Here is a 24,945-nt window from a genome sequence, read left to right on the forward strand (position 1 = left end):
TCGCGCAGCATATGCAGCACGGCACCGCGCTCATCGGGGATGCGCTGGAGGGGGGTGACCCGCACCCCTTGGATCTCTGTCACCCGGCCAGCGTAAGCCTCTGCGCTATGGCATGAGGCGATTTCGGTGGACGAGGCAGAACTTCACCATTTCCGCGACGGCGGTGGCGATGGGTGTGTCGAGGCGGATACCCAGCGATGTCAGGCGGTGGCTATCCACCCGGTAGGGCTCGGGAGCGGCCTCCAGGGCCGGCGGTGCCTCGATCACGGGGCGTTGCTGGGTCATCGCATTCCACGCATCGGCCACCTCCTCCGCCATGGCCCGCACGGACTTGGTGACGCCCGAGCCGAGGTTGTAGGTGCCTGCCGGCACGGTGGTGGGGTGGCAGGCCGCTTCGATGGCCCCGCAGGCGTCGCCAAGGCTCACCCAGTCACGCTGCTGCAGCCCCGGACTATTCAAGACCAGGCGTCCGGAGCGAGCCGCCTGCCGGCAGAGATCATTGACGAGGGCACTCCACCGATCCAGTGCGGGGCTCGCGGGCGCGCCCACCGAGTTAGTGAGGCGCAGCGCCACAACGTCGGCGGCCCCCGCCAGCCGACTGGTCAACACGTGTTCCGACGTGAGACGGGCGATGGCATAGCCGGACCGGGGCCGAGGCACGGTGTCTTCGGTGATCACTGCGCCGGGTTCGAGGGCGGCTCCGTAGACGTGCACGCTGGAGAGGTAAACCACCCGGGGGGTGCCGGCTCGGTGGATGGCCTCGGCGAGGCGATGGGTCATGGTCACCGTCTCGGTGAGGGCCCGCTCGGGTTCGTTGGCCGCCACCACCTCGTTGTGGCCCACGAGATCGACCACCACGGACGCGCCAGCGATGGCACGATCGACTGCGGAGGCCGGTTCTTCGATCAGGTCGAGCGCGATATTGCCATCGCCGAGCCACGAGCATGGGCGGCGACTGATGGGTACCACCTCGGCCCCGGTCTGATGCAGGTGCTGCACGAGGCGACCGCCCACAAAGCCGCCGGCGCCCACCACCGCTATGGGCCCCATGGCCCGGAACTTCCTGCGATCGGTGGGCTCATCACCCGAGATGGGATGCGTACCAACGCACGGTCTCGATGAGGGCGTCTTGCACCGTGTGGTTCGGCTGCCATCCGAGCCGGGACCGGGCCTTGGCGGCCGACAAGTGTTGGGCATCGATTTCGTTCGTGGCGGTATCGCGCACGTCGGGAACCAAATCGGTACCGGCGGCGGTCTGGATGCAGGCCACCAACTCGAGCACCGACAGCGGCCCTTCGGTAGAGAAGTTGTAGGCCTCCCCGAGATGGCCGGGGTCTGATGCCATGGCCTCGGCGAGGCGGAGATAGGCGAGCGCCCCGTCCACCACATAGAGGTAGTCGCGGATGAGGGCGCCGTTGGACCGGATGATCGGTCGCTCCCCCCGTAGGAGCGACCGGATGGTCCCGGGCACCAGGCGTTCCCAATTCATGTCGCCTGGCCCGAAAAAGTTGCCACAGCGAGTGATCGCCACGGGCGTGCCCCAGCGCTGGTGGTAGGTCTGAGTGATCAGGTCGGCACAGGCCTTCGACACATCGTAGGGGTTGACGGCGAGGAGCGGCATCGTCTCCTCATAGGGCAAGGTGGGCTGGGCTCCGTAGGCCTTGTCGCTGCTGGCGCAGATGGCCTGTTCAATGTGGGGAGTGCGGCGCACGGCCTCCAGCAGCGACCAGGTGCCTTTGATGTTGGATTCAAAGGTGGAGACGGGGTTGTGGTTGGCCACCTGGACTTGGGTCTGGGCGGCGAGGTGAAAGACGGTTTGCACCTCGTATTCCCCGAGCAGGCGTTCGAGAAGGGCCTGGTCGGTGGCATCGCCGGTGACGATGGCCACCCGCTCGAGCCACTTGGTGGCGATCTCGGTTGGTTCCACCTGATCCCGCTCCAGGATCACCACATGGGCCCCGGCATCGGTGAGCATCCCCACGAGGTGGGAGCCGAGAAAACCGGTGGCCCCGGTGACGGCCACCCGGCGATCGAGCCAGAACGCCTGCGCCGGTTCCCAGGGGGAGTTGGAGTGGTCGCTCATGCCCGGGAAAGGCTACCGCTGAGAGCGCGATCGTTGAAGAAATAGTGACGGGCAGAGGCGGGTCACCCCGGTGTGGCGCAGTGGGATGGCTGCCGATGACCAGATTGCCCCTCCTTACCTGGCAGACTGGGTACGTGTCCTCCGGTGAGCCGTACGACGATGTCGCTCACGATGACGATTCCCCGAAGGAAGCCTGCGGTGTCTTTGGCATCTACAGCCCCGGCCAACCCGTAGCCCACCTGACGTATCTGGGACTTTTCGCCCTGCAGCACCGTGGTCAAGAGGCGGCCGGTATGGCTGTCAGCGACGGGTCCGATGTGACCGTCGTGAAGGACCAAGGCCTGGTGGCCTCCGTGTTCGACGACCGCACGTTGGCCGGCCTGGAGGGCATCCTGGCCATCGGCCACTGCCGGTACTCCACCACCGGGTCTTCCACTTGGCGCAACGCCCAACCGGCGTACCGCGGGGTAGGGGATCGGCACTTCGCTCTCGGCCACAACGGAAATCTCACCAATACCGAAGCCCTGATCGAGGAGGGGGGGATGCTGCCCGGCACCATCACAAGCGACACCGACCTGGTGGCCGAACTGATCGGAAACGCCCTCGGCCACCTGCCCGACGACAGCGCCGATGACGATCTGGAGCGAGCCCTGGCCAGCGTGTTGCCCCGGCTCGAAGGGGCCTTTTCATTCGTCGTGATGGATCAGTCTCGGATCATCGGGGTGCGAGACCCCAACGGCTTCCGGCCGTTGTGCCTCGGCAAACTCGACGACGGTTGGGTGCTCGCCTCGGAGAGTCCGGCACTGGACATCGTAGGCGCCCACTTCGTGCGGGAACTCGATCCGGGCGAGATGGTAGTGATCGATGCGACGGGCCCTCGGTCGATCCGCCCGTTCCCCGACAGTCGTGTCGACCCGCGGCTGTGCCTCTTTGAGTTCGTGTACTTCGCCCGGCCCGACACGCGGCTGTACAACCAAAGCGTGCACCAGGCCCGGGTGCGGATCGGCGAGCAACTGGCGGAGCAGGCCCCCGTGGAGGCCGACATGGTCATGGGGGTGCCTGAGTCGGGGGTACCCGCCGCCGAGGGCTTCGCCCGGCGCAGTGGGATCCCCTATGGCCAGGGGGTAGTAAAGAACCGTTACGTCGGCCGTAGTTTCATTGCCCCCAGTCAGGAACTCCGGGCCCGGGCGGTGCGGATGAAGCTGAACCCGCTGCGCGAGAACGTGGCCGGCAAGCGCATCGTGGTGGTGGACGACTCGATCGTGCGCGGGACCACGCAGAAACAACTAACCAAGATGCTGCGCGAGGCCGGGGCGACCGAGGTGCACCTGCGGATTACGTCGCCGCCGGTGAAGTGGTCGTGCTTCTATGGCATCGACACTGGCGATCGCACAGAACTGCTCGCCTACTCGCTCACGGTGGACGAAATCCGTGAGTACCTGAACGTCGACAGCATCGCCTTCGTGCAACTCGACCGTCTGGTGGCCTCCACCGGCGCACCGGGAGCGGGGTTCTGCAACGCTTGTTTCACGGGGGATTACCCCACGGCGGTCTCGGTCACCCTCGGCAAGCATGTTCTCGAGGCGCCGGCGGCTGAGCCGTTGGCGGCCCCGATCCAGACCGCGATCGACTGACTAAGGGGTACGGACCAGGGTGGGCACGAGCTACGAAGATGCGGGCGTCAACATCTCGGCCGGTGAGGAGGCGGTGGAGCGGATCAAGTCCAAGGTCCGGTCCACGTTTCGTCCTGAGGTGATCGGCGACATCGGTGGGTTCGGAGGGCTCTTTGCCTTCGCGCAACACCGCTACACGCATCCGGTCCTGGTGTCTTCCACCGATGGCGTGGGCACCAAGGCGCTCATTGCGCAGGCGGTGGGACGCTTCGACACCATCGGGGTTGATCTCGTGGCGATGTGCGTCGATGACATTGTTTGTCAGGGCGCCGAGCCGCTGTTCTTCCTCGACTACATCGCGGTGGGCAAGCTCGACCCCGACCACATCGAACAACTCGTGGAAGGGGTGGCCCACGGGTGCCGTCAGGCGGGTTGTGCCCTGATCGGGGGAGAGATGGCCGAGCACCCCGGCGCCATGGCGGCCGGGGAGTTCGACCTGGTTGGCTTCGCGGTGGGGGTGGTCGAACGGGACCGCCTCATCACCGGAGAGAGCGTGCGGCCCGGCGATGTACTCATCGGGCTGCCCTCGCCAGGATTGCGGTCCAACGGCTACTCGCTGGCCCGCAAGGTGCTGTTGGAGACCGCCGGATTGTCCTTATCGGAACCGGCCTATCCCGGGGCCCCGCACAGTCTCGGCGATGAACTCCTCCTTCCATCGGTGATCTACGCCCCGGCCATTGCCGCCCTTCAGCGTGCGGTGGCGGTCGCTTCGGTGGCGCACATCACCGGCGGGGGGTTGCCGGGGAATCTCAACCGCGTGTTGCCGCAGGGGACCGACGCCGAAGTTGATCCGTCCCGCTGGGAAGCCCCCCGCATCTTTGGTGAGATCCAACGGCTGGGCGAGGTGAGCGACGACGAGATGCGCAAGGTTTTCAACCTGGGTATCGGCATGGTGGTGGTGGTGGCCCCCGATGAGGTGTATCGAACGCTCGACGTGTTGCGCACGGAGGGTCATCGTGCCGCCGAAATCGGTCGAATTGTGCCCGGGCGAGGCGAGGTTCGCTTTCTTTGAGACAGGGGCCCCTCATGGTCGTGCGTAGGGATGAGAGCCCCGCCCTCGGCACCCTTTTGGAGAGGATCTAGCGATGAGTTCATCCGCCCACGCCGCCTTGGTGGCGCACCTTCTTGAGTACAGCGTTCGCACCGGGGACTTCACCCTGAAGAGCGGCAAGAAGAGCCACTGGTTTATCGATGCCAAGCAGACCACCTGCCGGGCAGCGGGAATGCTTTTGGTGGCCGATGCCGCCTTGGAGGTGATTCCCGCCGACGTCACGGCGATCGGCGGTCTGACGATGGGGGCCGATGCGGTGGCCTTCGGCATCGCCGCCATCGCCGCATCACGCGGGCGTCCCCTGCGTAGTTTCAGCGTGCGCAAGGAAGCGAAGGACCATGGCGGCGGCGGTCGTATCGCCGGTGCCCTACGGCCTGGCGATCGCGTTGTGATCACCGAGGATGCCGTCACCCGGGGTGTTTCGATGCTCGAAGCCGCGCAAGTGGTGCGCACCGAAGGCGAGGCTGAAGCGGTCTTGTTGCTCCCGGTGGTGGATCGCGGGGGCACGGTGGAAGCCATGGCGGCCGAGTACGGCCTCCCGCTGCGGGCGCTGGTTACTGCCCCGGACCTGGGCTTTCCCTACGAAGGTTGAGGGCTTCGGTGAGGCGTTGTTCGGCGAGCCGGTCAGCCGCCGCCGCCGTGGTGATGCCGGCGCTCTCGGCGAGGTCGAACACCGTGATCACGGTGTCGTGGATGAGGGCGATCTGCTCGTTGGCGCGGTCGCGGTCGTAGCCGACTTTTTCTTCGGCGATGTTGATCACTCCGCCTGCGTTCACGATGTAGTCGGGGGCGTAGAGCACGCCGGAGTCTTGGATCCGCTGAGCATCTTGGGCGGTGGCGAGTTGGTTGTTGGCCGATCCGACGATGGCCTGACAGCTCAACTCGGGAATGGTGATGGCGGAGAGCCCAGCCCCTAGTGCGCAGGGGGCGAACAGGTCGGCCTCGACCGCATGAGCGACGTCGGGATCAACTACGGCGGCGCCGGTTCGATGCACCACGGCGGCCACGGCGCCGGGGTGGATATCGGCCACCGTGAGGCGAGCCCCCTGCGCGTGGAGGTGGTCGGCGAGGGCGCCGCCCACTTTCCCCACTCCGGCGATGCACACGTGGCGATCAGCCAAGGTGGCCTCGCCCCAAAGTCGTTCGGCCACCGCTCGCATGGCCCACACCAACCCGAGGGCGGTGGCCGGTGAGGGATCGCCGGAGCCGCCGAGGGCCTCGCTCCGACCGGCGACGTGTGAGGTCACTGTGCCGATGAGGTTCATGTCGGCCTGGGTGGTCCCGATGTCCTCCGCCGTGAGGTAACGGCCCGCCAGTCCCTCCACGAACCGGCCGTAGGCCAGGATGAGTTCGTCGCTGCGGAGGTGGGCGGGGTCGCCGATGATCACGGCCTTACCTCCCCCTTGGTGAAGGCCCGCCGCCGCGTGCTTGTACGTCATCCCCTTGGCCAGCCGGGTGACGTCGATCAGGGCTTCCTCTTCGCTGACGTACGGCCAGAATCGGGTGCCGCCTAGGCCAGGACCGAGCACGGTGGAGTGGATCGCCACGATGGCCCGAAGCCCGGTGGCGGCGTCGTAGCGGTACGCCACCTGCTCGAAGTCGTCATCGGCCATCACCGACAGCGGAAATACCATCGGTGGCAAGTTATCCACCTGGCCCCCCACGCGCTCCTCTGCTCGTTCTCCGACCGGAATAACCGGCCATGGGCGCTCTTGCGTGGGGCACCGATGGTTGGCTTCCCCCGGTTTCGGCGCGCCGAGGCCCGCGGGTACGGTGGACCCTTGGGCCCGGTGGCCCTCGCCCCAACGACAGGACCCTGCGCCATGCCCACGAACACCGCCGCGTTTTCGATTCACCTGCGCGTTCGTCTCGACAACCGTCCGGGCACGCTCGGGCATCTGGCTACCGCCGTCGGTGAGGCCGGTGGGAATATCACCGCCATTGGGGGCTTCGACGTACGAGGCGCGCACCTGGATGAGGATGTGATCGTCAACTGCTCGTCGGAGGACCACATCAAGCGGGTCATCGATGCTGTGGGGGCGGTGGACGGTGTCAAGGTGATTACGGCGGCGGATCGGACCTTTGAGATGCACGCCGGCGGCAAGATCGAGGTACTCGCCCGGATGCCGGTAGCCGACCGCGACGATCTGTCGATGGCCTACACCCCAGGGGTGGCCCGGGTTTGCACGGCGATCGAACGGCAGCCCGATCTCGTGCACGAGCTCACGATCAAGAAGAACACCGTGGCCATTGTCACCGACGGCACCGCCGTGTTGGGCCTCGGCAACATCGGCCCCGCGGCCGCACTGCCCGTGATGGAGGGCAAGGCGCTCCTGTTTAAGAACTTTGCTGGTGTGGATGCATTCCCGATCTGCCTCGACGTGAACTCCGCTGATGAGATCGTGGACACGGTCGTGCGTCTCGCCCCGGTGTTCGGTGGTATCAACCTGGAAGACATCGCCGCCCCGCAGTGCTTTGAGATCGAGGACCGCCTCAAGGAACTTCTCGACATCCCGGTCTTCCACGATGACCAGCACGGAACCGCCGTCGTCGCCTTGGCGGCGTTGGAAAATGCTCTGCGCATCGTGGATAAGCCGATGAGCGCGCTCACCGTGGTGATCGCCGGAGTGGGTGCGGCGGGCGTGGCGATCAGCAAGATCCTGCTCAACGCCGGAGTGGCGGAGATCGTCGGCGTGGATCGCAAGGGTGCGATCTGGGAAGGTCGGGACGAACTCAATGTGGCCAAACTTTGGTTTGCCGAGCACACGAACCGGGATCGCCGCGAGGGCGCGCTGAGCGATGTGCTTCCCGGTGCCGACGTCTTCGTGGGGGTATCGGGCCCGGGTCTGATCACGGCATCGGACCTACGCAAGATGGCCAAAGATCCGATCGTGTTTGCCATGGCGAACCCCGATCCGGAGATCCGGCCAGAAGAGGCCGATGGGCTAGCCACCGTGATCGCTACCGGTCGAAGCGACTACCCGAACCAGATCAATAACGTGCTGGCCTTCCCCGGTATCTTCCGGGGGGCGCTTGATGCGGGCGCCACCAAGATCACCGAGGGCATGAAACTGGAAGCGGCTCGTGCCATCGCGGAGGTCGTGGGCGAGGATGTGCGGGCTGATTACATCGTGCCGTCGGTGTTTGACCCCCGGGTGGGGCCCCTGGTGGCCCAGTACGTGGCGGCCGCCGCGGTGGCTGAGGGCGTCTGCCGTCCGCCGATGGTCTAAGACCTGGGCTGGGTACCCGGGATCCCCGGCGCTACCCTGTCGCCGTGCCCACTGTCGATGCTCCGACCACCACGGCGGCCGAGTGGTCGGCCAGTGATCGGCGGATGCGGCATCTCCTGCGCCTGCCGGTTGACGCCGCCCCCGCCTCGGTCGCGTCAGCCCGAGGTTTGGTGGAAACCTCGCTGCTGATCTCGGCGTCTAGGTGCCTGCTCAGCTACGTCTTTTTGCCCTTCGTGGCCCCTCTGGTCGGGCTGAGATTTGGCATCGGACCGGTGCTCGGCATCGTGGTGGGGTTGGTCGCCATCGCGGCCAATATTGCGTCGGTCCGCCGCTTCTGGCGTGCTGATCACCGCTACCGCTGGCCTTACACGGTGCTGGCCAGCGTGATTGTGGTGGCCCTGCTCTGGCTGGTGAGCGCCGACGTCGGAACACTGTTGTCGTCCTAGCGGTACGCCGCGCGTTCTGGGGGTAGACGCGACGAGGGGGCACCGATCTCGGTGCCCCCTCGTCGCTGCTGCTGGGTGGGTCAGTTCATGTCAGACGGGGGTCCTTGGCGGCCGGGGCCACCGGGGCTCATCGTGCCGTTCACCATGGCGGTGATGCGCTCACTGAGGTGGGCGGCCCGCTTGGCGGCGTCGGCTTCGCTGAGATGGCCGTCGGCCACGGCTTGGTTGAGATGGGTGGTGGCGTCGGCGATGAGAGCGTCGATCACCGTCTGCACCTCAACGTTGTTGGCGGCGGCTACCTCGGCGACGGTGTCGCCGCCCATCACGGCGGTACGGAGGTCTTCGACGGAGATGCCGATGGCGCTGGCCGCAGCCTCCAGGCCGGGTCCGCGCCGGCCACCTTGACCGGGGCCACCTTGACCGGGGCCACCGTGACCGGGGCCACCTTGACCGGGGCCTGCATGGTCGGGCGGGCCCTGGCGGTTCACGGCTTCGGCGATGCGGTCGGGCAGTTCGGCGAGCAGGCCCTCGAGATGAGTTGTGACCTTGGCCACCAGGGCGTCGATCACGGTCTGGGCCTCTACCCCGTTGGCCTCGGCTACCTCGGCGATGGATTGCCCGCCCTTCAGCGCCTCTCGGAGGTCGTCGGTGCTGATGCCGATGGCCTCGGCGGCGGTGGCGAGGCGGTCCGGGTGCGCCCGGCGGTTGTGGCCGGCCTGGGTTGTTTCGGTGGGCTCGCCCTGCGCTCCGGAGATGCTGGGCACACCGATCACCGCTCCCGCCATCCCGCCCCCCGCCAGGGCGAGGGAGAAGGCGATGGCTCCGAGGATCTTTCCGTTGGTCTTCATGGGGGGCTCCTTAGTGGTTGGTTCGGCGTTACCTTGCCCGGTGAACCTGAAGGGAACCTGAGTGTTGACCCCTAAGTGCCGCAGCGTCGGCCTCCGGGTTGCGCCTGGGTGTTTGGCCTAGTCGGCGTCCAGCCGATGTTGGGCCACTGGGGGTTGGTGGGGTAGTTCCACCCGAACGGTGGTGCCCTGGCCGAGCGTTGTGGTGAGCGATACGTCACCCCCGTGGGCGCGCACGGTGGCTTCCACGATGGCGAGGCCCAGGCCGCTACCACCTTGCTGGCGGACGCGTGATGCATCGGCCCGGTAAAAGCGTTCGAAGACCCGAGCCGCATCGCCGTCGGACATCCCGGGGCCGTCGTCGGCCACCTCGATCTCGGCGCCGGTGGGGATGGCGTGAATCCGCACCTCGATGGCGGCATCCGGGGCGTGCAAGACGGCGTTAGTGACGAGGTTGGAGACCACTTGCCGGAGCCGAGCCTCGTCCCCGGTCACCGTCACCGCCTCGGGAGCGATGACTGTGATCGTCCGGTTCGGATGCATGGCCAGAGCATCGTGCACAACGTCGTGAGCGAGTTGGCTCAACTCCACCGGTTGGTGGCCCAGGGGCCGACCCTGATCGAGGCGGGCGAGATGCAGGAGGTCATCCACCAGGGAACCCATGCGAATGGCTTCCTGCTCAGTGCGGCGCATGGCCTCGTCGATGTCGGAGGATTGCGGCAGCCCCCCGGTTCGGTAGAGCTCCGCAAAGCCGCGGATGGTGGTCACGGGGGTACGCAACTCATGGGACGCGTCCGCTACGAACTGTCGCAGCCGGTCCTCGGAGGCGCGGCGCTGCTCAAAGGCCTCCTCGATCCGGCTGAGCATTTCGTTGAGGGCGATGCCGAGTTCGCCGGCCTCGGAGCCGGGGTTTCCCTCGGGAACGCGTTGGCTGAGGTCGCCAGCGGCGATGGCACTGGCGGTTTCGGTCATTCGCTGCACCGGACGTACCCCGAGTTGGATAACCCATGCGGTAACGAGCGCCAAAACCAGGATCACCGCGATGCCCGCCAGCAACTCGACCACGATGAGCTGTTGCACCGCATCGGCCACCCCGTCGAGCGGGAGGGCCAGAATGACGGTGGTGCCGTTGGGGCTATCGCGAGCGAGCGCCCGGTACTCCACCGCCGAGTCGCGGCTGGGAACGGTGATCACATCGCCGTCGGCCATGGCGGCGATGTCGGTGGCGTTCACCACCGGGATGGGGCCGTTGTCGGTTGCCAGGTTGGGGGCGAAGGCGGTTTGGAGAATGCCGTCGCGGTCTACGAACCCGACGTAGAGGGAACTCAGCCGGTCGCCCGTCCCGGCGTTTTGAGCTGGCCGTCGGGGTGGTGCCGCGGCCCGGGCGCTGGCCCCCCGCAACTGCGTATCGACCTGTTCGACCAGTTGGCGCTCGGTGGTGCGGGCGATGGTTACCGCCGCTAGTCCTAGTACCAGCGCGATGAGCACCGCCCCGAGGATCAGGCGAATCCGAAGGGACACGGTGGGCTATTGGGCGACGCGCAGCGTGTAACCCACGCCGCGGATTGTCTGGATGAGGGGGGGCTCGGAGATGTCGAGCTTTCGGCGCAGGTAGCCGATATAGGTCTCCACCACGCCCCCGTCGCCCCCGAAGTCGTAGTCCCACACATGGTCCAGGATCTGCGCCTTGGACACCACGCGTCCCTGGTTCACGAGCAGATAACGCAGCAGGTTGAACTCGGTGGGGGAGAGTTGCACCTCGCGGCCGGCCCGGAGCACCAGGTGGGCCTCGTCGTCCATCTCCAGATCGGCGTAGCGGAGTTCCTCGCTGGTTCGGTCATGACCGCTGCGCCGCAGCACGGCGGTGATCCGGGCTACCAACTCATCGAGGCTGAAGGGTTTGATGAGGTAGTCGTCGCCCCCCAGGGTGAGCCCGCGCACGCGATCTTCGGTGGCATCGCGGGCGGTGAGGAAGAGGATCGGTGTTCGGTCGCCGGAGCTCCGCAGACGCTTGCACACGTCGAATCCGTCGAGGTCCGGCAGCATCACGTCGAGCACGATGAGATCGGGATGCACGATGGGCACCGCCTCCAGCGCGGCTCGGCCGTTAGTCACCGGGTGCACGTCGAAGCCGGAGTGGCTCAAGGCGGCTTCGAGCATCGAACGAAGGTTGTCTTCGTCGTCGACGAGCAACACGCGGGTGGGGGGCACCGCAGCAGCATCGCGCCAATCCCTGTGAGTTGCCTGTGAAGAAGGTGAGAAGATCAGGATCCCGGCGCTGAGGTGGATTTCGTCGGCTGGCGAAAGGTGGGAGTCTCAACCGATGGATCCCCAGGTCCGTGACCCACAACCCAGTTTTTTCCGCCGTTTCCGATGGCCGATGGCGACGGTGGTGGTGGTGGTGCTGTTGTTGGCGGTTACCGCCGGACCGCGGGTGTACATCTCGCTGTTCAAAGCCGAGCCCGCCGATCGGCTCAGCCTCGATGCCGTGGATCCGACCCCAAGTGATACCGAAGCCGATACGACCCTCGAGGGTCTCTGGACCGTCACCAGCCAGAGTGCGGTGCAATACCGGGTGCAGGAGACGCTGTTCGGACAGGCCGCCGAAGCCACCGGAGAGGCCCGCGGCATCACGGGCACAGCGACGATCTCCGAGGCCGGGGTGGATTCGCTCAGCGTGGAGGTCGACGTGAGTTCCTTCGCCAGTGACGAGCCGATGCGTGATGCTCAGTTCGAGGGGCGCATCATGGAGACCAGCGTGTTTCCGACGGCCGACTTTGCTCTCAGCACGCCGATCGCGGTGGACGAGTGGCCCACTGATGGCGCCGAGATCACCGTGATGGCCACCGGCGATCTCACGATGCATGGCGTGACGAACTCGGTGACCTTCGAGGTCGTAGTCATCCGCATCGGCGACTCGATGGCCGCCATCGGCAGTATTCCGATCACCTTCACTGATTACGGCATCGACGATCCGAGCGGCGGCCCGGCCTCAGTGGGGACTACCGGTGAGTTGGAGTTGCTACTGGTCTTCGCCCGCCGGTGAGTCGGCGGGCGCTTCAGCGGTGGGGGCCCGGGGTGGTGCGGTGGCCAAGGCCGCCGCCGCCAGCAGATGGAACACGGCATGGCCCTGCAGTTGGCGGTGACTTGGACACAACGGTCCCCCGGTGCGGCTCAGCGTATGGACCAGCAGGGCCGCGGCCGCCAACCCGACCGAGAGGGGTCGCAGTCGGGCTCGGGGATCCGTGATGAGCGCCCCACCGGTGGTGACGGCGAGGGCAGCGAGGCCCGCATCGTGGATCAACTTGGACACTGGGCCGCCGGGGCCGTGGTAACCGGCGCTGCCGATGCCTTCGAACGCGGCCGCTACCGCCACGCCGGCCCAGGCCGCGCCGCCGGGTTGTTGAGCAGCCCGCCACAGCGGGACCGCCGCCAGCGCAAACGCCAAGCTCGAGGCGGTGTTGTAGGGCTGGCCGATCCACCCGAGTCGGATCGTTTCGCAATCGTTACGAGCAGTATGCTCCCTCACGGCCCGTCCTCACTGGAGGCTGCGGAAACCGCCGTCACCACGTCGGCCCGCACGGGCTCCGTCCATGCCACGGTGCCGATCCGTTCCCGCTGAGCCCGCCAGCGCATGAGCATGTGGGTCAGGGCCATGGCCCGTTCCACGAGCCAGATGGCGGCGAGGGCACCCGCCGCTGAGGTGAGTATCAAAAGGGTGACGGCGAAGAACCCGTTGGCCCCGAGCACGCCGGCGAGGATCCACGCGGTGGGGAATGCCACTAGTCCCACGACGATTCGGGTGGTCCCTTTCGTGACGGGGCTCTTCACCAAGCTGCTGGCGATCATCACCAGTCCGGCCGGCCATATATTTACCATGGCGGTGGTGGCCACCAACCCGCCGAGGAGCACCAGGATGGCCGCGATGGTGATGATGGACCGGAGGAGTCGGGTTGGATTAGTGGGTCGGATGATGTCCTCGTCGCTGAGGGCCAGGCCGGTGAGGATTGTGGTGTAGCGACCGACCTCCCGGCGAATGGCCTGCTGGTGTTGCTCCGACACAGTGCCGAGGTATCGGGCTAGGGCGTATCGCTCCGCTAAGGAATGGTTGGGGTGCTCGAGGCTGGTGAGGGCTATGCGAGCAGCCTGGTCGAGGGCGAGGGCCGTTTCAATATCGGGGAAGTTGGGGCTGATGTCGCGCAAGCCCACGTCGATGATGGCGGTGAGGTGATGTACGGCTTCTTGATCGTCGCTCCCGATGCCAGCAGCGATCGCGTCGTCGAGTTCGATCGGCACGCCGATTTGCACCAGGGCTGAGGACCGCAGAGCGATTTTGTCGGGAAAGGTGAGGCCGATGGGGAGGATGACCACTCCAGTGGCGCCCGCGGCCCGGGCCCCGAGTGCGATGCGGGCGGCCCCGGTCTTGAGCGGATCCATGTGGGGGCGGTCGTGGGTGGTTCCCTCCGGGAAGATCGCCACCACATCGGCCCTCCGTAGGGCCTGGTGACATTCGCGGAAGGCGTCGGTGTTGCCCTGCCCGCTCCCGCCATCGACCCGCCGGTGGACGAACACCACACCGGCCCGGCGCAAAAAAAATCCCGCCACCGGCAACTTGGCCAGGCTGTCCTTGGCGATGAAGCGAGGGAGATGGCGTAGGGCAACGGTTAGCACCACCGGGTCGATGACTCCGTTGAAGTGGTTCGCCACCACCAAGACCGGCCGATCGGTGGGGATACGCGACCGACCGGCCACCTCCACTCGGCGCAGCGTCATGATCGACGCGAATCGCATCACCCATCCAACGAGACGTCTCATCACCTCAGTCTGCCCGTCTCGGCCGCCGGGTGCGGACGGTGGAGGAGTAATGGGGGTTGTCCGGTGGGTTTGTAACATGGGCTTCGTGGTCGATGGATCCCCCCGCAAAGGCTTCGAGGTTGCCCTGGTCGCCTCGGCTTCGTCGGCCAAGGTGGCCGGACTGGACGGAGCGCGTGCGATCGCCACCCTGTCGGTCTTTTTTTTCCACGCCGGTTGGCGCACTCCGGCATTGGGCTCGCTGAGTCCCGTAATTGGTCATGCCGACATCGGTGTGGAGATCTTTTTCATCCTGTCGGGTTTCTTGGTGGCGCGCCCACTAGTGGCCCATGCCATGGCGGGCGGCCCCCCGGTGCAGCTCGCTGATTTTTGGCGCCGCCGGGTCGCCCGCATCTGGCCGGCCTACCTGCTGGCACTCGTAGGGGCCGTTCTGCTGGGGATCGGCACGGTGGACGGTTTGAGCGGGTGGCTCAAGCAGGGGTTTCTGGTGGACAGTTGGTTCGCCAACGGGGGTGGCACCGGATTGCGGTTGTCTTGGACGCTCGTGGTGGAGGTTTCTTTCTATGTCCTGGTGGTGCCCTTGGCCGCTTTGGCCGTGCTGAAGCGACGACGGACGCTCGATGCGTGGGTCGGCTTGTGTCTGGCCATGGTGGTCGTTGGCGCCCTCGCCATCGTGCTGATCTCCCTTGGCCCTACCCCGGCCCCGCTGCGCGTGCTACCGCCATATCTACCGACGTTCGCGGTAGGGATGCTCCTCGTGGCCGCCGAGGCCGATGCGCGGTACACCACCTGGTTGGGTGCCGTGCCCCGGGGGATTCAGCGCCTCGCCGCCCACCCGCGTCTGTGCGGCGCGCTGGCGTTGGCGACGTTCATCATGATGACGGTGGTGTTGCGCCCCAGTCCCACCGCGCCGGCCTTCGGACCGGGGCCGGAGCGGATGGCTCAGTCCTTCGGGCAAGTCCTGGTGGGCTTCTTGCTCCTCGCCCCGCTGGCCTTGGGCACCGCCCGCCATCGGTGGCTTGAGCATCGGTGGCTGCTGGCGCTGGCCGCCGCATCGTATGGCTTCTATCTGTGGCATCTTCAGGTGCTCCGCCTGTTGCGCCCGGTCCTGCAGAGCCCTCCGCTCGTGGCCGCGGTGGGGATAGCCCTGGCGCTGGTGGGCTCGTTTTTGGCGGGCGAAGCGAGCCGACGGTTCATCGAGCAGCCGGCTCGCCGCTTCCTGACCCGCTGAGGCGGGGGGAGAAAGACCACCGGCCAGGAGCAGGGCTCCTGGCCGGTGGTTTCTCGAGTGGTCGGAACCGGCGTCGATCCGGTGACCTCACGCTTTTCAGGCGCGCGCTCTGCCAACTGAGCTACCCGACCTCGAACTTCAGCGGTCCCGACGGGATTTGAACCCGCGACCTCCGGCTTGACAGGCCGGCGTGCACTCCAAACTGCACCACGGGACCGTGGCAACTTCACTGTTTTGCATATTCCGCACCCCCAACGGGATTCGAACCCGTGCTGCCGGCGTGAAAGGCCGGTGTCCTAGGCCGCTAGACGATGGGGGCTGGCCCCGTTGTGGGTAGGGGCGGCAAAGACTAGCAGCGGCTCCCCGTCCTTCAAACCTCGGATTCGACGGGGGGCGGGAGCCCCTCGGCGAGCGCGTCGACCACCACGGTCAGCAGGAAGCCCAAATAGTCATAGATCGAATAGGCGGTGACATTGGGATTGTCGTCGTCACCCTCGACCCCGTTGGTGTCCTCACTCACATCGAGGCGCGTGCCGAGTACGAGGCGTAAGTCGTTGAGGACAGTGAGCCAGCTGGAGAGTTGCTCCTCGGTGACCTCCTTCAGGGCGGTGGTCTCCTCCACGGTGGCGAGCGCCGCCAGTCGGCGGGCGAGGAGTTCATCGCGCACGAGTTGCTGGTACTCGCGATCACGTTCGGCGTCCTCGTGATAGGCGGTGGGGAAGAGGCGACGCAGGGACGGGTCATTCGTGCCGAGTGAAAGCATGTCGCGCAACTGTGCCGCCAGGTTCCTCAGCAGTTCCTGTTCGATCTCAGGGAGACGCAGTTGGTAGGTGCCCCGCCGGGTGCGGGCGATGCGGCGCCGGATTTGAGCCATCAGGCGTCGTGCTGCATGGTGGCCCAGAGTCCGTGTTCGTGGAGCCGGAACACGTGGAGTTCGCAGGTTTCCCGTGGCCCGTTGGCCACCACCGCCCGGCCCTCATGGTGAACCTGGAGCATGAGTTGGTCGGCTTTCTCCCTCGAGTAGCCGAACAGCTTTTGCAACACGAAGGCGACGTAAGACATCAGGTTGATGGGGTCGTTCCACACCAGCACGATCCAGGGTTGGTCGGGCTTGGTGCGGGTGTCGTCAACGGGTTGGAAGACCTCGGCGGGGGCAGGTGCCGGAATGGGGGCAGCCATCAGCCCGCCACCGGGGCGACGGGGCGACGCGGGGCCGGAGAGGTGACGGTAGGGATCGGCTCGGTCAGGGCGAGGTAGAAGCGGAGGGTAGCCACCCAGACCAGCACTGAACCCATCACGTGGGCCCCAACGAGGATCTCTGGCACTCCCGCAAAATACTGTACGTAGCCGAGCAGTCCCTGGGCCAGGATGGCGCCCACGAGCAGGCGGCCTCGGCCGATCGTGGACGCCGCCGCGTCGCCGCGGCTCACCATGCGCAGCACGATCACCACAGTCGCCAGGAAGACCCAGACGGTGAGGCTGTGAAGCCGAGCGACGGTGGAGACGGCGAAGGGAAGCCGGTCGGCCGCCGTGTCGCCGCTGTGGGGCCCGCTGCCGGTGACGAAGGTGCCGGTGACCAGGACCAACCCGGCGAGGCCCACCAACACTCGCGAGCGAGCCAGGAGGCTCGGGGTCGCCCGGGCTCTGCGAGACCCGTCAGGCTCACTGGCCTTGTGGTGGAGGATCACCGCGTTGGCCACCAGGACGGCCGAGAGCAGATAGTGGCCCGCCACGGCGATCGGGGTGACGTGGAGGAGCACGACCACTCCGCCGAGGAGGGCCTGGGCCAGCACTCCGGCCACCAGGCCCCACGACCAGCCGATGAGGTCACGGCGGCGCGGTCGGCGTCGATGCGACCCGAGCACGGCAACGGCCACCGCCAGCGACACCGCGCCGGTGAAGGTGCGGTTCACGAACTCAATCCATCCGTGGCTCCCGGTGGCACCGCGAGGTACCAGCGAACCGCTCTCGCAGGCCGGCCAGGTGGGACACCCCATCCCCGAGCCGGTGAGGCGAACGGCGGCCCCCGACACGACAATGGCGCAGACCGCCACCAGCGCCACGGCGGTGATCACTCGATAGGTCTCGGGGCGGAGCGGGCCCCGCCAAACGGCGGCGAGATACCCACGGATGCGAAGCACGGTTCTCAGGCTACGGACCACAGGCCCGGCTGCTCCAACTAGCCGCTATCAGGGTTCGCCACGGGGAGGACGTCAGCCCTAGCCTCACCGGTTGTGTCCGCGGTCGCCGTCTCTCCTGTTGCCCGTGTGGCGGCGTACGTGGCGCTTACCAAACCGAGGATCATCGAACTACTGCTGGTGACCACCGTTCCCACGATGGTGGTGGCGGAGCAGGGCATGCCGCCGCTGTGGTTGATGATCTGTACCGTGGTGGGTGGCACCCTGGCGGCCGGTGGTGCCAATGCGATCAACATGTACGTAGACCGCGACATCGATTCACTGATGGAGCGCACCAAGAACCGTCCGCTCGTCACCGGGGTGCTGACGCCCCGATCTGCTTTGGTCTTCGCCGTAAGTCTGGAGATCCTGGCCTTCGTCTTCTTGTGGGCCACGGTGAACTTGCTCAGCGCAGCGCTCGCAGTGGCGGCCTGTCTTTTTTACGTGTTCGTCTACACGCTCTGGCTGAAGCGCACCTCGACCCACAACATCGTTATCGGGGGGGCGGCCGGCGCGGCTCCCGTCCTCATCGGCTGGAGTGCGGTAACTAACAGCCTCGGCTGGGAGCCCGTGGTCCTCTTCGCCATCATTTTCTACTGGACCCCTCCGCACTTCTGGGCCCTCGCCATCCGCTACCGGGACGACTATTCGGCGGCCGACGTGCCGATGCTGCCGTCGGTGGTGAGCCTCACGCGCACCGCGGAGCGCATCCTGTCTTACACGCTTTTTCTTTGGGCGCTCACCCTGGTTTTTGCGCCGATAGGCGGCATGGGGTTGGTCTACCTCGGCTCGGCGATCGTGCTGGGCGCGGTGTTTACCTACTACGCGCTGCGGCTACTCACGCTGGCCAACCAGGTGGAGGCATCCACCCCCTCGGGGGGCGGACCGGGTGAGCCGGAGATCCGCTCCACGGCGATGCGCCTTTTCACTTGGTCGATCACCTACCTCACGCTTCTGTTCGGGGCCATGGCCCTGGATCAGTTGCTGCGTTTCGGATGGTGACCGCCCATGGAGGGCACAGTTCGAATGGGGGAGGTCCATGTGACTAGATTCCCAATCTGGATCGTTCCCTTCTCCCAGGTGCTTGCATGACCGTCACAGAAGACGCTCCGGCCCCCGAACTGGTGGCCCTAGAGCCCAGTACCGCCCCCCCGGCCTCCGCCGGGCTCGTGGCCGTCCTGGCGTCGGGTGATCACAAGGTGTTGGGACGGCTTTGGATCGTGGCCGCCCTGGCGCAGTTGCTGCTCGTGCTGGGCGCGTCGCTTTATGTCGCCGCCATGCGCCTCGACCTCGCTGGCCTCGCCAACCTCACCGATAGTTCCAGCGACTGGTTCTCCCAGATCGTCACGTATCGAGCGATTGGGGGCACTTTCCTTGTGCTCTTGCCGCTCACGATCGGCCTTGCCACCGTGGTCGTCCCGCTCCAGGTGGGGGCCTCCACGATTGCCTTCCCCCGGGCTGCGGCCGCCGCCGTGTGGGGTTACCTCGTGGGTAGTGGTCTTGTCATCGGCGCCTATTCGATCGACGGTGGACCCTTCGGCTCGAGTCGTAACGGTGTGCGGCTGTTTGTGGCGGCCCTCGCGTTGGTCGTCGTCGCAGAGGTGCTGGCGTGGATCTGCATCATGACCACCGTCATCACCCTGCGGGCCCCGGGGATGACGCTGGCCCGTACTCCTCTATTTTCTTGGTCGGTCTTGATCGCGGGCGCCGTTTGGCTGCTCACCCTGCCCGTGCTGGTGGCCATGTTGGTGATCACCTACGTCTTCGTGCGCTACCTCGGCGATGACAGCAGCGGCATTTACGCCCGCATCAGCTGGGCCTTTGGCCCGCCGGCGGTCTACGCCTTCGCGATTCCGGTGCTCGGGTTCATCGCCACGGTGGTGCCTGTCTTTAGCGCCACCCGGCATCACCTCAACCGCTACGCCCGCACCGCCATCTCCGCGGTGGGTGCCTTGGTCGTCGGGGGCTGGGCCATCCCCAGTTTCGTGGGGGAGAGCACTCCATGGTTGTACAAACTGCCCTGGGTGGCGGTGTCCTTCCTTATTTTGATCCCCGTCCTGGCGTTGGTGGGATTGTGGGCGGCCACGCTTCGGAAGGGACGGGTCACCCTGGCCAGCCCGTTGCTCTTTGCGGCGGCATCACTGGTGATGCTGTTGGTTGGGTTGCTGGCGGGGGCGGTCCAAGCCATCAAGCCGATCAAAACGCTGGTCGACGGGCCCGGCACTTCGCTCTACGGCACGTCATGGACCACTGCGGTCGCTTCCTACGTGCTGCTGTCGCTCGCCATCGCTCTCCTCGGGGGCATCACGTTCTGGGCCCCGAAGTTGATTGGGCGCAGCTTGCGAGAGGGGGCGGCCCGTGGGGTCGCGGCGCTCCTGTTGGTGGGCACGGTGCTCTGGAGTTTCCCCGATCTGGTCTCCGGACTGTTGGGTCAGGGGGGCGACATACCGGGTCCGGTGGACGAGAACGTCTCGACGATCGAAGCCCTTAACGCGGTGTCTCTGGTGGGGGGTGTGTTCCTCGCCCTGGCGTTCTTGGGGTTCCTCAGCCTGGTGGTGCGGGCGATCGGGGGCCGGGAGCAGCCGGGCGACGATCCCTGGCACGGTCACACGCTCGAGTGGGCGACCTCTTCGCCGCCGCCGCCGGGGAACTTCGCCAGCCTCCCCGAGATCACGTCGGAGGCGCCGCTGTACGACGCCCGTCACCGGGAGACTTCGGCCCCATGAGCACCACCACGGTCGGTCGGAACCCCCTGATCGATGCCCCGGCCGCGCCGCCCCGTCGGCCCCGCGTGCTCTTCGTGGGCGCTGCTTTTGGCGCGGCGGCGTCCGTCCTGCTCGTGGTGGCGGAACTGGCGGTGTACCTGCAGGTACGGGGTCAATTGGCGTCGGCGGGCGATGCCACCTTCCCCGAGGGCGTGGTGCTGCCGCTCACGCCGGGAAGTATGGGAATGGTCACGCTGGCTATGTCGGCGGTAACGATCAGTTGGGCGGTTTATGCCCTCCGCAACGATGATCGTCCCAACGCCTATGTGGCCGTAGGGCTCACCTTGCTCCTCGGCGTTGCCTTCATCAACTCCACCGCCTACCTCTACCAGCAGTTGGACATGGCGGTCACCGCTTCCCCCGCCGGGACGCTGTTGTACATCGTCACTGCTACCCACCTGTTGATGGTGGTGGTGGGCATGATGTTTATTGCCGTAATGGGATTTCAAGCCCTGGGTGGTCAGCTCACTGGTCGTGACGCCGAGGGCATGAGCGCGGCGGCCCTCTACTGGTTCGCCATTATCGCCGTCTACGTCGTCATTTGGTACGGCATCTACATCACAAAGTAGCGAGGGTTTCCTGCAATGTTCACCACTGGGTCCAAGACGTTTCTCGGCATCGGCGCGTTCTCGCTGTTGCTGGCGGCTCTCTATGGTTGGACCACCGGCGGCACTGGTCTCGGCCCGGTGACGGCGGGCTACAACGGGGGTGTCGGCGATCACCTCGGCTACACGCTGCTGGTGTCGTTTGGTCTGTTGAGCCTCTTCCTGGGTCTGGTGGCGGTGGCCACCCGCGACGCCGAGTCCGACGCACTGGCGGAACTGGCCGGCATGGAGACCGCCCCCGCCGAGGCCGCTCCGGCTGGACGAGCCTTTGAGCCCGCTGTCGGAGCCTTTGGCGCTGGTTTGATCGTGCTGGGTCTGGTGGTGAGCAATGTGATGTTCGTGGTTGCCCTCTTTCTCCTGCTGGCCGTGCTCATTGAGTGGATGGTGCTCGACTGGTCCGATCGGGCCACCGGGGACCCGGCGGCCAACCGGATGATTCGAAACCGTTTGATGGCTCCGCTGGAGATCCCGATCGTGGGGATTCTCATCGTGGGCGGCGCCGTGGGGGCGTTCTCGCGGTTGCTGCTCACCTCCTCGGTGTTGGGGGCGGTAGCGGTGGCGATGGGCCTGGGTACGGTCATCTTTTTGGTGGGCATCCTGTTTGCCACCCGCCCCAAGTTGTCGCCCAACTTGATTGCCGGGGTGCTGGTGATCATGGCGATCGGTGTCGGGGTGGCTGGGGTGGGGGCGGCGTCGCGCGGCGAACGGGTGACCGAAGAGCCCACCAACCAAGACGAGGGGACCGGCAACAAGGCCTTTATCCCGCCGGGCACCAACAAGAGCACGACCACCACTGTGCCGGAGGGAGAGGGTTGATGAAGCTACGTAACTCTGGTCTCGTGAAGGCCCTTTTTGTGGTGCCGATCCTCCTGGCGCTCGGAGCCTGTGCCACCGATGCTCCGCTCGACACTCTGAACCCTAAGGGGCCGGAGGCCGACGCCATCCAGAACCTGGTCGTGCCCGTCTTCGCCATCGCGGCGGTGGTGTTCGTGCTGGTGGAGTTCGGCGTGTTGTTCCTGGCCATCAAGTTCCGCCGGCGCAAAGACGACGACGACAGCCTGCCGGTCCAGCACCATGGCAACTTCAGACTCGAAATAGGCTGGACCATCCTTCCGGCCCTGGTGTTGGCCGGCGTGGGGGCCGCCTCGGTGTTCACGCTGTTTGATCTCGCCGATACGCCCGCCGATGCGCAAGACGTCACGGTGATTGGGCAGCAGTGGTGGTGGGAGTATCGCTACGACGTAGACGGTGACGGCGAAGACGACATCATCACGGCGAATGACCTGGTGATCCCGGTCGGCCAACCCATCGCTCTCACCATCGAGTCGCGTGACGTGATCCACTCTTTCTGGATTCCCGCCCTCAACGGCAAGCGTGACGCCGTGCCCGGGCGGGCCCAGCCGCTCACCATCGAAGCCGATGAGCCCGGGGTGTACCGAGGCCAGTGCAGCGAGTTCTGTGGTCTTTCCCATGCGTACATGCGGATGCGAGTGGTCGCCTTGGACGCCGCCGACTACAAGACCTGGCAGGACAACCAACTCACGGGTGCCGAAGTGCCGCAGGCGGCATTGGCTAAGAAGGGCCTCGAGCAGTTCCGCATCTCCTGCTCGGGCTGTCACCTCGCGAGTGGGCCGGGCGGGGATGCCGATGTGTACAAAGGCACTGCCCAGGTGAGCGGCGCCGCTCCGAATCTCACGCACTTCGCCAGTCGGGGTGTATTTGCTGGCTCGATTTTTGATCTTTGGCTTGATACCAACGTCAACGGGGAGGTGGATACCGAAGAGATCGGTAAGATTTTCAATGTTGCCGACCTCAAAAAGTGGCTGCGCAATCCGCCCGCCGAGAAGCCGATGTATCCCCAGGGTGAGCGCGGTATGCCGAACCTTCAACTCACTGAGCCACAGATTGATGCCCTCGTCGCCTACCTGAAGACGCTGGAGTAACCCCCCCGATGGCGATTATCGAACGACCCTCAGACATTCTTGCTCTCCCGCCGGGGGCGGGGGTGGCCCGCGCCCCGATGGGTGTGTTCAGCCGACCCCGGGCCAAAACCGGGTGGCGCGCCTGGGTGTCCACGGTGGATCACAAGAAGATCGGCATCATGTACGGAGCGTCGTCGCTCTTCTTCTTCGTGATCGGTGGCGTCGAAGCGCTAGCCATTCGGGCGCAATTAGCGGCGCCCGGTCAGAAGCTTCTGTCGGCGGCCCTGTACAACCAGGTGTTCACGATGCACGGCGTCACGATGATTTTCTTGGTGGTGATGCCGATGGGCGCCGCCTTCATGAACTATCTCATGCCGCTGCAGATCGGGGCTCGTGATGTGGCCTTCCCCCGCCTCAACGCCCTGAGTTTCTGGACGTTCATTTTCGGCGGGATCTTCCTCAACACCTCATGGTTCCTCGGCGGTGGCGCCGACGGCGGATGGTTTGCCTACGCCCCCAACACCGGCGTTATCTTCTCACCAAGCCACGGCATGGACTTCTACGCCATTGGTCTGCAGATCACCGGCATCGCCTCGCTGGTGGGCGGTGTCAACCTCGTGGTCACCGTGCTCAACATGCGGGCCCCGGGTATGACGATGATGAAGTTGCCGGTGTTCACCTGGATGAGCCTGGTCACCCAGGTGCTGCTCGTCTTTGCCGTGCCGGTGATCTCCGTGGCGCTCTTCCTGCTCACCTTCGACCGGCTCTTCGGTGCCAACTTCTTCAATGTGCAGCAGGGGGCAGACCCACTGCTCTGGGAGCACCTCTTCTGGATCTTCGGACATCCCGAGGTCTACATCCTCATTCTTCCTGCCTTTGGCATCGTCTCGGAGATCATTCCGGTGTTTTCCCGGAAGCCGATCTTCGGGTACCCCTTCATGGTGTTCTCGGGTATCGCCATCGGCTTCATGGGCTGGGGCGTGTGGGCTCACCACATGTTCGCCTCCGGTCTCGGTCCTATCTCAGTGGCGGCGTTCTCGGTCTCCACCATGTTCATCGCCGTGCCCACCGGGGTGAAGATCTTGAACTGGATGGCCACGCTGTGGGGCGGGAAGATCAGCTTCACCACCCCCTTGTTGTTCTCGATCGGGCTGATAGCGATGTTCACCATCGGTGGTCTGTCGGGGGTAACCCACGCCGTGGCGCCCGCTGATACGCAACAAACCGACACGTACTACATCGTGGCCCACTTCCACTATGTGATCTTTGGTGGGGCCCTCTTTGGCTTCCTCGGAGGCTTCTACTTCTGGTGGCCGAAGGTGTTCGGCTATTTCCTCGACGACAAACTAGGCAAGGTGCATTTTTGGTTGACGCTGGTGGGCTTCAACCTCACCTTCGGCCCTATGCACATCCTGGGCCTGCAGGGAATGAACCGCCGGATCCAGACGTATCGCGATGGGTACGGCTTCAACTTCTGGAACTTCGTGTCCACCATCGGGGCGTTCATCATTGCCCTGAGTGTTCTGATCTTCTTCGTGAACATTGCCCGCTCGAAGCGGGGGGCTCACTTGCAGTCGGCGCCCGGACCGGATCCCTGGGATGGTCGCAGTCTGGAGTGGAGCATTCCATCGCCTACCCCGGAGCACAACTTCGACGACGATCCAGTGGTGGTGCACTTTGATGATTGGTGGCACCGCAAGTACCAGGCCGACGAAACCGGTCGGGTGGTAAAGGTGCACGAGCCCGAAGAGATCGCCATGATCGGCGATGGCTCTCGGGCCCACCTGCCGGCGCCGTCCTACTGGCCGATCGTCATGGCGACCGCCTTCCCACTCATTGGTTATGGCCTCATTTTCAACCTCGCTATTTCCTTCGTGGGCGGCGTGGTCCTGCTCGGCTCGATGGTGGGCTGGGCGCTGGAGCCGAGCGACGATGAGGACCAACTCCCGCACGGACACGACGGCGATGGCCACGATGACGGCGATGACGACCATGCGGCTCCCGCCGCCGAGCGCGAAGAGGTGACCGTCGGTGACTGACGCGGCGCTGGAAACTCCGGTGGTGGCCGCCCATGGTCACGCCACCTCAACGGGTATTTCGAACAC

Annotated in this window: 23 protein-coding genes, 3 tRNA genes and 1 pseudogene; 13 read left to right on the top strand and 14 right to left on the bottom strand. The window is 65.8% G+C overall.

The genetic code is table 11. The features are described from left to right. Positions 1–105 precede the first annotated feature (105 nt). Both EXQ71_10415 and EXQ71_10420 read right to left on the bottom strand, forming a co-directional pair. Positions 106–1,197, bottom strand: coding sequence for an SDR family oxidoreductase (locus tag EXQ71_10415; GenBank protein MSO87915.1), 1,092 nt, complete (start codon positions 1,195–1,197; stop codon positions 106–108). Next, positions 1,082–2,083 carry an NAD-dependent epimerase/dehydratase family protein gene (locus EXQ71_10420; protein ID MSO87916.1) on the bottom strand — a complete coding sequence of 334 codons (1,002 nt, stop codon included), beginning with the start codon at positions 2,081–2,083 and terminating at the stop codon, positions 1,082–1,084. Before EXQ71_10420 ends, EXQ71_10415 begins: the two co-directional genes overlap by 116 nt. Before the next feature lie 95 nt (positions 2,084–2,178). Between EXQ71_10420 and purF the strand changes: the two genes are divergently transcribed. The 3 genes from purF to pyrE all read left to right on the top strand — a co-directional run bounded on the left by purF (position 2,179) and on the right by pyrE (position 5,399). After that, positions 2,179–3,717, top strand: a complete 1,539-nt coding sequence (gene purF, locus EXQ71_10425) for an amidophosphoribosyltransferase (GenBank protein ID MSO87917.1) — start codon at positions 2,179–2,181, stop codon at positions 3,715–3,717. Between the two features lie 19 nt (positions 3,718–3,736). Next, entirely contained in the window at positions 3,737–4,768 is a 1,032-nt protein-coding gene (locus EXQ71_10430) for a phosphoribosylformylglycinamidine cyclo-ligase (protein ID MSO87918.1), read from the top strand. Positions 4,769–4,841: 73 nt separating this feature from the next. Then, positions 4,842–5,399: an orotate phosphoribosyltransferase gene (pyrE, locus tag EXQ71_10435; protein ID MSO87919.1), complete on the top strand. Its 558-nt coding sequence runs from the start codon at positions 4,842–4,844 to the stop codon at positions 5,397–5,399. Here the strand turns inward: pyrE and EXQ71_10440 are convergent. Continuing rightward, positions 5,362–6,420 carry a Glu/Leu/Phe/Val dehydrogenase gene (locus EXQ71_10440; GenBank protein MSO87920.1) on the bottom strand — a complete coding sequence of 353 codons (1,059 nt, stop codon included), beginning with the start codon at positions 6,418–6,420 and terminating at the stop codon, positions 5,362–5,364. The two genes, pyrE and EXQ71_10440, sit on opposite strands and share 38 nt — an antisense overlap. 210 nt (positions 6,421–6,630) lie before the next feature. On the opposite strand from EXQ71_10440, the gene EXQ71_10445 reads away from it, so the two are divergent. Together EXQ71_10445 and EXQ71_10450 are read left to right on the top strand one after the other, a co-directional pair. Then, entirely contained in the window at positions 6,631–8,037 is a 1,407-nt protein-coding gene (locus tag EXQ71_10445) for an NAD-dependent malic enzyme (GenBank protein MSO87921.1), read from the top strand. Between the two features lie 44 nt (positions 8,038–8,081). Continuing rightward, positions 8,082–8,483: a hypothetical protein gene (locus tag EXQ71_10450; protein MSO87922.1), complete on the top strand. Its 402-nt coding sequence runs from the start codon at positions 8,082–8,084 to the stop codon at positions 8,481–8,483. Between the two features lie 380 nt (positions 8,484–8,863). On the opposite strand, the pseudogene EXQ71_10455 reads toward EXQ71_10450, so the two are convergent. The 3 genes and pseudogenes from EXQ71_10455 to EXQ71_10465 form a co-directional block, all read right to left on the bottom strand. Next, positions 8,864–8,959: pseudogene (locus EXQ71_10455) on the bottom strand (collagen-like protein). A 489-nt stretch (positions 8,960–9,448) separates the two neighbouring features. Further along, positions 9,449–10,849: a HAMP domain-containing histidine kinase gene (locus EXQ71_10460; protein MSO87923.1), complete on the bottom strand. Its 1,401-nt coding sequence runs from the start codon at positions 10,847–10,849 to the stop codon at positions 9,449–9,451. A gap of 6 nt (positions 10,850–10,855) precedes the next feature. Continuing rightward, a complete protein-coding gene (locus tag EXQ71_10465; protein MSO87924.1) occupies positions 10,856–11,488 on the bottom strand; it encodes a response regulator transcription factor in 633 nt (210 codons plus the stop codon). A gap of 163 nt (positions 11,489–11,651) precedes the next feature. On the opposite strand from EXQ71_10465, the gene EXQ71_10470 reads away from it, so the two are divergent. Further along, positions 11,652–12,374, top strand: a complete 723-nt coding sequence (locus tag EXQ71_10470; protein MSO87925.1) for a YceI family protein — start codon at positions 11,652–11,654, stop codon at positions 12,372–12,374. On the opposite strand, the gene EXQ71_10475 is transcribed toward EXQ71_10470, so the two are convergent. Together EXQ71_10475 and EXQ71_10480 are read right to left on the bottom strand one after the other, a co-directional pair. Beyond that, positions 12,351–12,857 (bottom strand): hypothetical protein, encoded by a 507-nt coding sequence (locus EXQ71_10475; protein ID MSO87926.1) that lies wholly within the window; start codon positions 12,855–12,857, stop codon positions 12,351–12,353. The genes EXQ71_10470 and EXQ71_10475 overlap by 24 nt on opposite strands. After that, positions 12,854–14,221: a hypothetical protein gene (locus tag EXQ71_10480; GenBank protein ID MSO87927.1), complete on the bottom strand. Its 1,368-nt coding sequence runs from the start codon at positions 14,219–14,221 to the stop codon at positions 12,854–12,856. Before EXQ71_10480 ends, EXQ71_10475 begins: the two co-directional genes overlap by 4 nt. Between EXQ71_10480 and EXQ71_10485 the strand changes: the two genes are divergently transcribed. Further along, on the top strand, positions 14,010–15,371 hold the full coding sequence (locus tag EXQ71_10485) for an acyltransferase (GenBank protein MSO87928.1): 1,362 nt from the start codon (positions 14,010–14,012) through the stop codon (positions 15,369–15,371). The two genes, EXQ71_10480 and EXQ71_10485, sit on opposite strands and share 212 nt — an antisense overlap. Positions 15,372–15,429: 58 nt before the next feature. On the opposite strand, the gene EXQ71_10490 is transcribed toward EXQ71_10485, so the two are convergent. From EXQ71_10490 to EXQ71_10515, 6 genes are all read right to left on the bottom strand, one after another. Next, a tRNA-Phe gene (locus EXQ71_10490) sits at positions 15,430–15,502 on the bottom strand. Between the two features lie 11 nt (positions 15,503–15,513). After that, positions 15,514–15,588, bottom strand: a tRNA-Asp gene (locus tag EXQ71_10495). A 29-nt stretch (positions 15,589–15,617) separates the two neighbouring features. Further along, positions 15,618–15,690, bottom strand: a tRNA-Glu gene (locus EXQ71_10500). A gap of 51 nt (positions 15,691–15,741) precedes the next feature. Continuing rightward, the gene (locus tag EXQ71_10505; GenBank protein ID MSO87929.1) at positions 15,742–16,245 is read right to left on the bottom strand and encodes a DUF2017 family protein; all 504 of its coding nucleotides are present in this window, start codon (positions 16,243–16,245) and stop codon (positions 15,742–15,744) included. After that, the gene (clpS, locus tag EXQ71_10510; protein ID MSO87930.1) at positions 16,245–16,550 is read right to left on the bottom strand and encodes an ATP-dependent Clp protease adapter ClpS; all 306 of its coding nucleotides are present in this window, start codon (positions 16,548–16,550) and stop codon (positions 16,245–16,247) included. The genes EXQ71_10505 and clpS overlap by 1 nt, the downstream gene beginning before the upstream one ends. Further along, a complete protein-coding gene (locus EXQ71_10515) occupies positions 16,550–17,533 on the bottom strand; it encodes a heme A synthase (protein MSO87931.1) in 984 nt (327 codons plus the stop codon). Before EXQ71_10515 ends, clpS begins: the two co-directional genes overlap by 1 nt. A gap of 72 nt (positions 17,534–17,605) precedes the next feature. Here EXQ71_10515 and EXQ71_10520 point away from each other — a divergent pair, with 72 nt between their 5' ends. The 6 genes from EXQ71_10520 (at position 17,606) to ctaD (ending at position 24,879) form a co-directional block, all read left to right on the top strand. Then, positions 17,606–18,550, top strand: a complete 945-nt coding sequence (locus EXQ71_10520) for a protoheme IX farnesyltransferase (GenBank protein MSO87932.1) — start codon at positions 17,606–17,608, stop codon at positions 18,548–18,550. An 86-nt stretch (positions 18,551–18,636) separates the two neighbouring features. Continuing rightward, entirely contained in the window at positions 18,637–20,274 is a 1,638-nt protein-coding gene (locus tag EXQ71_10525) for a hypothetical protein (protein MSO87933.1), read from the top strand. Continuing rightward, positions 20,271–20,882 carry a hypothetical protein gene (locus tag EXQ71_10530; protein MSO87934.1) on the top strand — a complete coding sequence of 204 codons (612 nt, stop codon included), beginning with the start codon at positions 20,271–20,273 and terminating at the stop codon, positions 20,880–20,882. The genes EXQ71_10525 and EXQ71_10530 overlap by 4 nt, the downstream gene beginning before the upstream one ends. Positions 20,883–20,897: 15 nt before the next feature. Further along, positions 20,898–21,734 (top strand): hypothetical protein, encoded by an 837-nt coding sequence (locus EXQ71_10535; protein MSO87935.1) that lies wholly within the window; start codon positions 20,898–20,900, stop codon positions 21,732–21,734. Beyond that, positions 21,734–22,861 (top strand): cytochrome c oxidase subunit II, encoded by a 1,128-nt coding sequence (gene coxB / locus EXQ71_10540; GenBank protein MSO87936.1) that lies wholly within the window; start codon positions 21,734–21,736, stop codon positions 22,859–22,861. The genes EXQ71_10535 and coxB overlap by 1 nt, the downstream gene beginning before the upstream one ends. Positions 22,862–22,869: 8 nt before the next feature. Beyond that, complete coding sequence (ctaD, locus tag EXQ71_10545) at positions 22,870–24,879, top strand: cytochrome c oxidase subunit I (GenBank protein ID MSO87937.1); 2,010 nt, start codon at positions 22,870–22,872, stop codon at positions 24,877–24,879. The last annotated feature ends 66 nt before the right edge of the window (positions 24,880–24,945 follow it).

The organism is Acidimicrobiia bacterium (assembly GCA_009694375.1).
Classification (GTDB): domain Bacteria; phylum Actinomycetota; class Acidimicrobiia; order Acidimicrobiales; family VFJN01; genus VFJN01.

Coding starts and splice junctions, on each gene's coding strand:
- EXQ71_10415 (MSO87915.1), bottom strand. CDS start 1,197: ATGCCCAACACTTGTCGGCCGCCAAGGCCCGGTCCCGGCTCGGATGGC.
- EXQ71_10420 (MSO87916.1), bottom strand. CDS start 2,083: ATGAGCGACCACTCCAACTCCCCCTGGGAACCGGCGCAGGCGTTCTGG.
- EXQ71_10505 (MSO87929.1), bottom strand. CDS start 16,245: ATGGCTCAAATCCGGCGCCGCATCGCCCGCACCCGGCGGGGCACCTAC.
- EXQ71_10445 (MSO87921.1), top strand. CDS start 6,631: ATGCCCACGAACACCGCCGCGTTTTCGATTCACCTGCGCGTTCGTCTC.
- coxB (MSO87936.1), top strand. CDS start 21,734: ATGAAGCTACGTAACTCTGGTCTCGTGAAGGCCCTTTTTGTGGTGCCG.
- EXQ71_10480 (MSO87927.1), bottom strand. CDS start 14,221: ATGTTACAAACCCACCGGACAACCCCCATTACTCCTCCACCGTCCGCA.
- EXQ71_10440 (MSO87920.1), bottom strand. CDS start 6,420: ATGGCCGATGACGACTTCGAGCAGGTGGCGTACCGCTACGACGCCGCC.
- EXQ71_10485 (MSO87928.1), top strand. CDS start 14,010: ATGACTCCGTTGAAGTGGTTCGCCACCACCAAGACCGGCCGATCGGTG.
- ctaD (MSO87937.1), top strand. CDS start 22,870: ATGGCGATTATCGAACGACCCTCAGACATTCTTGCTCTCCCGCCGGGG.
- EXQ71_10530 (MSO87934.1), top strand. CDS start 20,271: ATGAGCACCACCACGGTCGGTCGGAACCCCCTGATCGATGCCCCGGCC.
- purF (MSO87917.1), top strand. CDS start 2,179: ATGACCAGATTGCCCCTCCTTACCTGGCAGACTGGGTACGTGTCCTCC.
- pyrE (MSO87919.1), top strand. CDS start 4,842: ATGAGTTCATCCGCCCACGCCGCCTTGGTGGCGCACCTTCTTGAGTAC.
- clpS (MSO87930.1), bottom strand. CDS start 16,550: ATGGCTGCCCCCATTCCGGCACCTGCCCCCGCCGAGGTCTTCCAACCC.
- EXQ71_10470 (MSO87925.1), top strand. CDS start 11,652: ATGGATCCCCAGGTCCGTGACCCACAACCCAGTTTTTTCCGCCGTTTC.
- EXQ71_10535 (MSO87935.1), top strand. CDS start 20,898: ATGTTCACCACTGGGTCCAAGACGTTTCTCGGCATCGGCGCGTTCTCG.
- EXQ71_10525 (MSO87933.1), top strand. CDS start 18,637: ATGACCGTCACAGAAGACGCTCCGGCCCCCGAACTGGTGGCCCTAGAG.
- EXQ71_10465 (MSO87924.1), bottom strand. CDS start 11,488: ATGCTCGAAGCCGCCTTGAGCCACTCCGGCTTCGACGTGCACCCGGTG.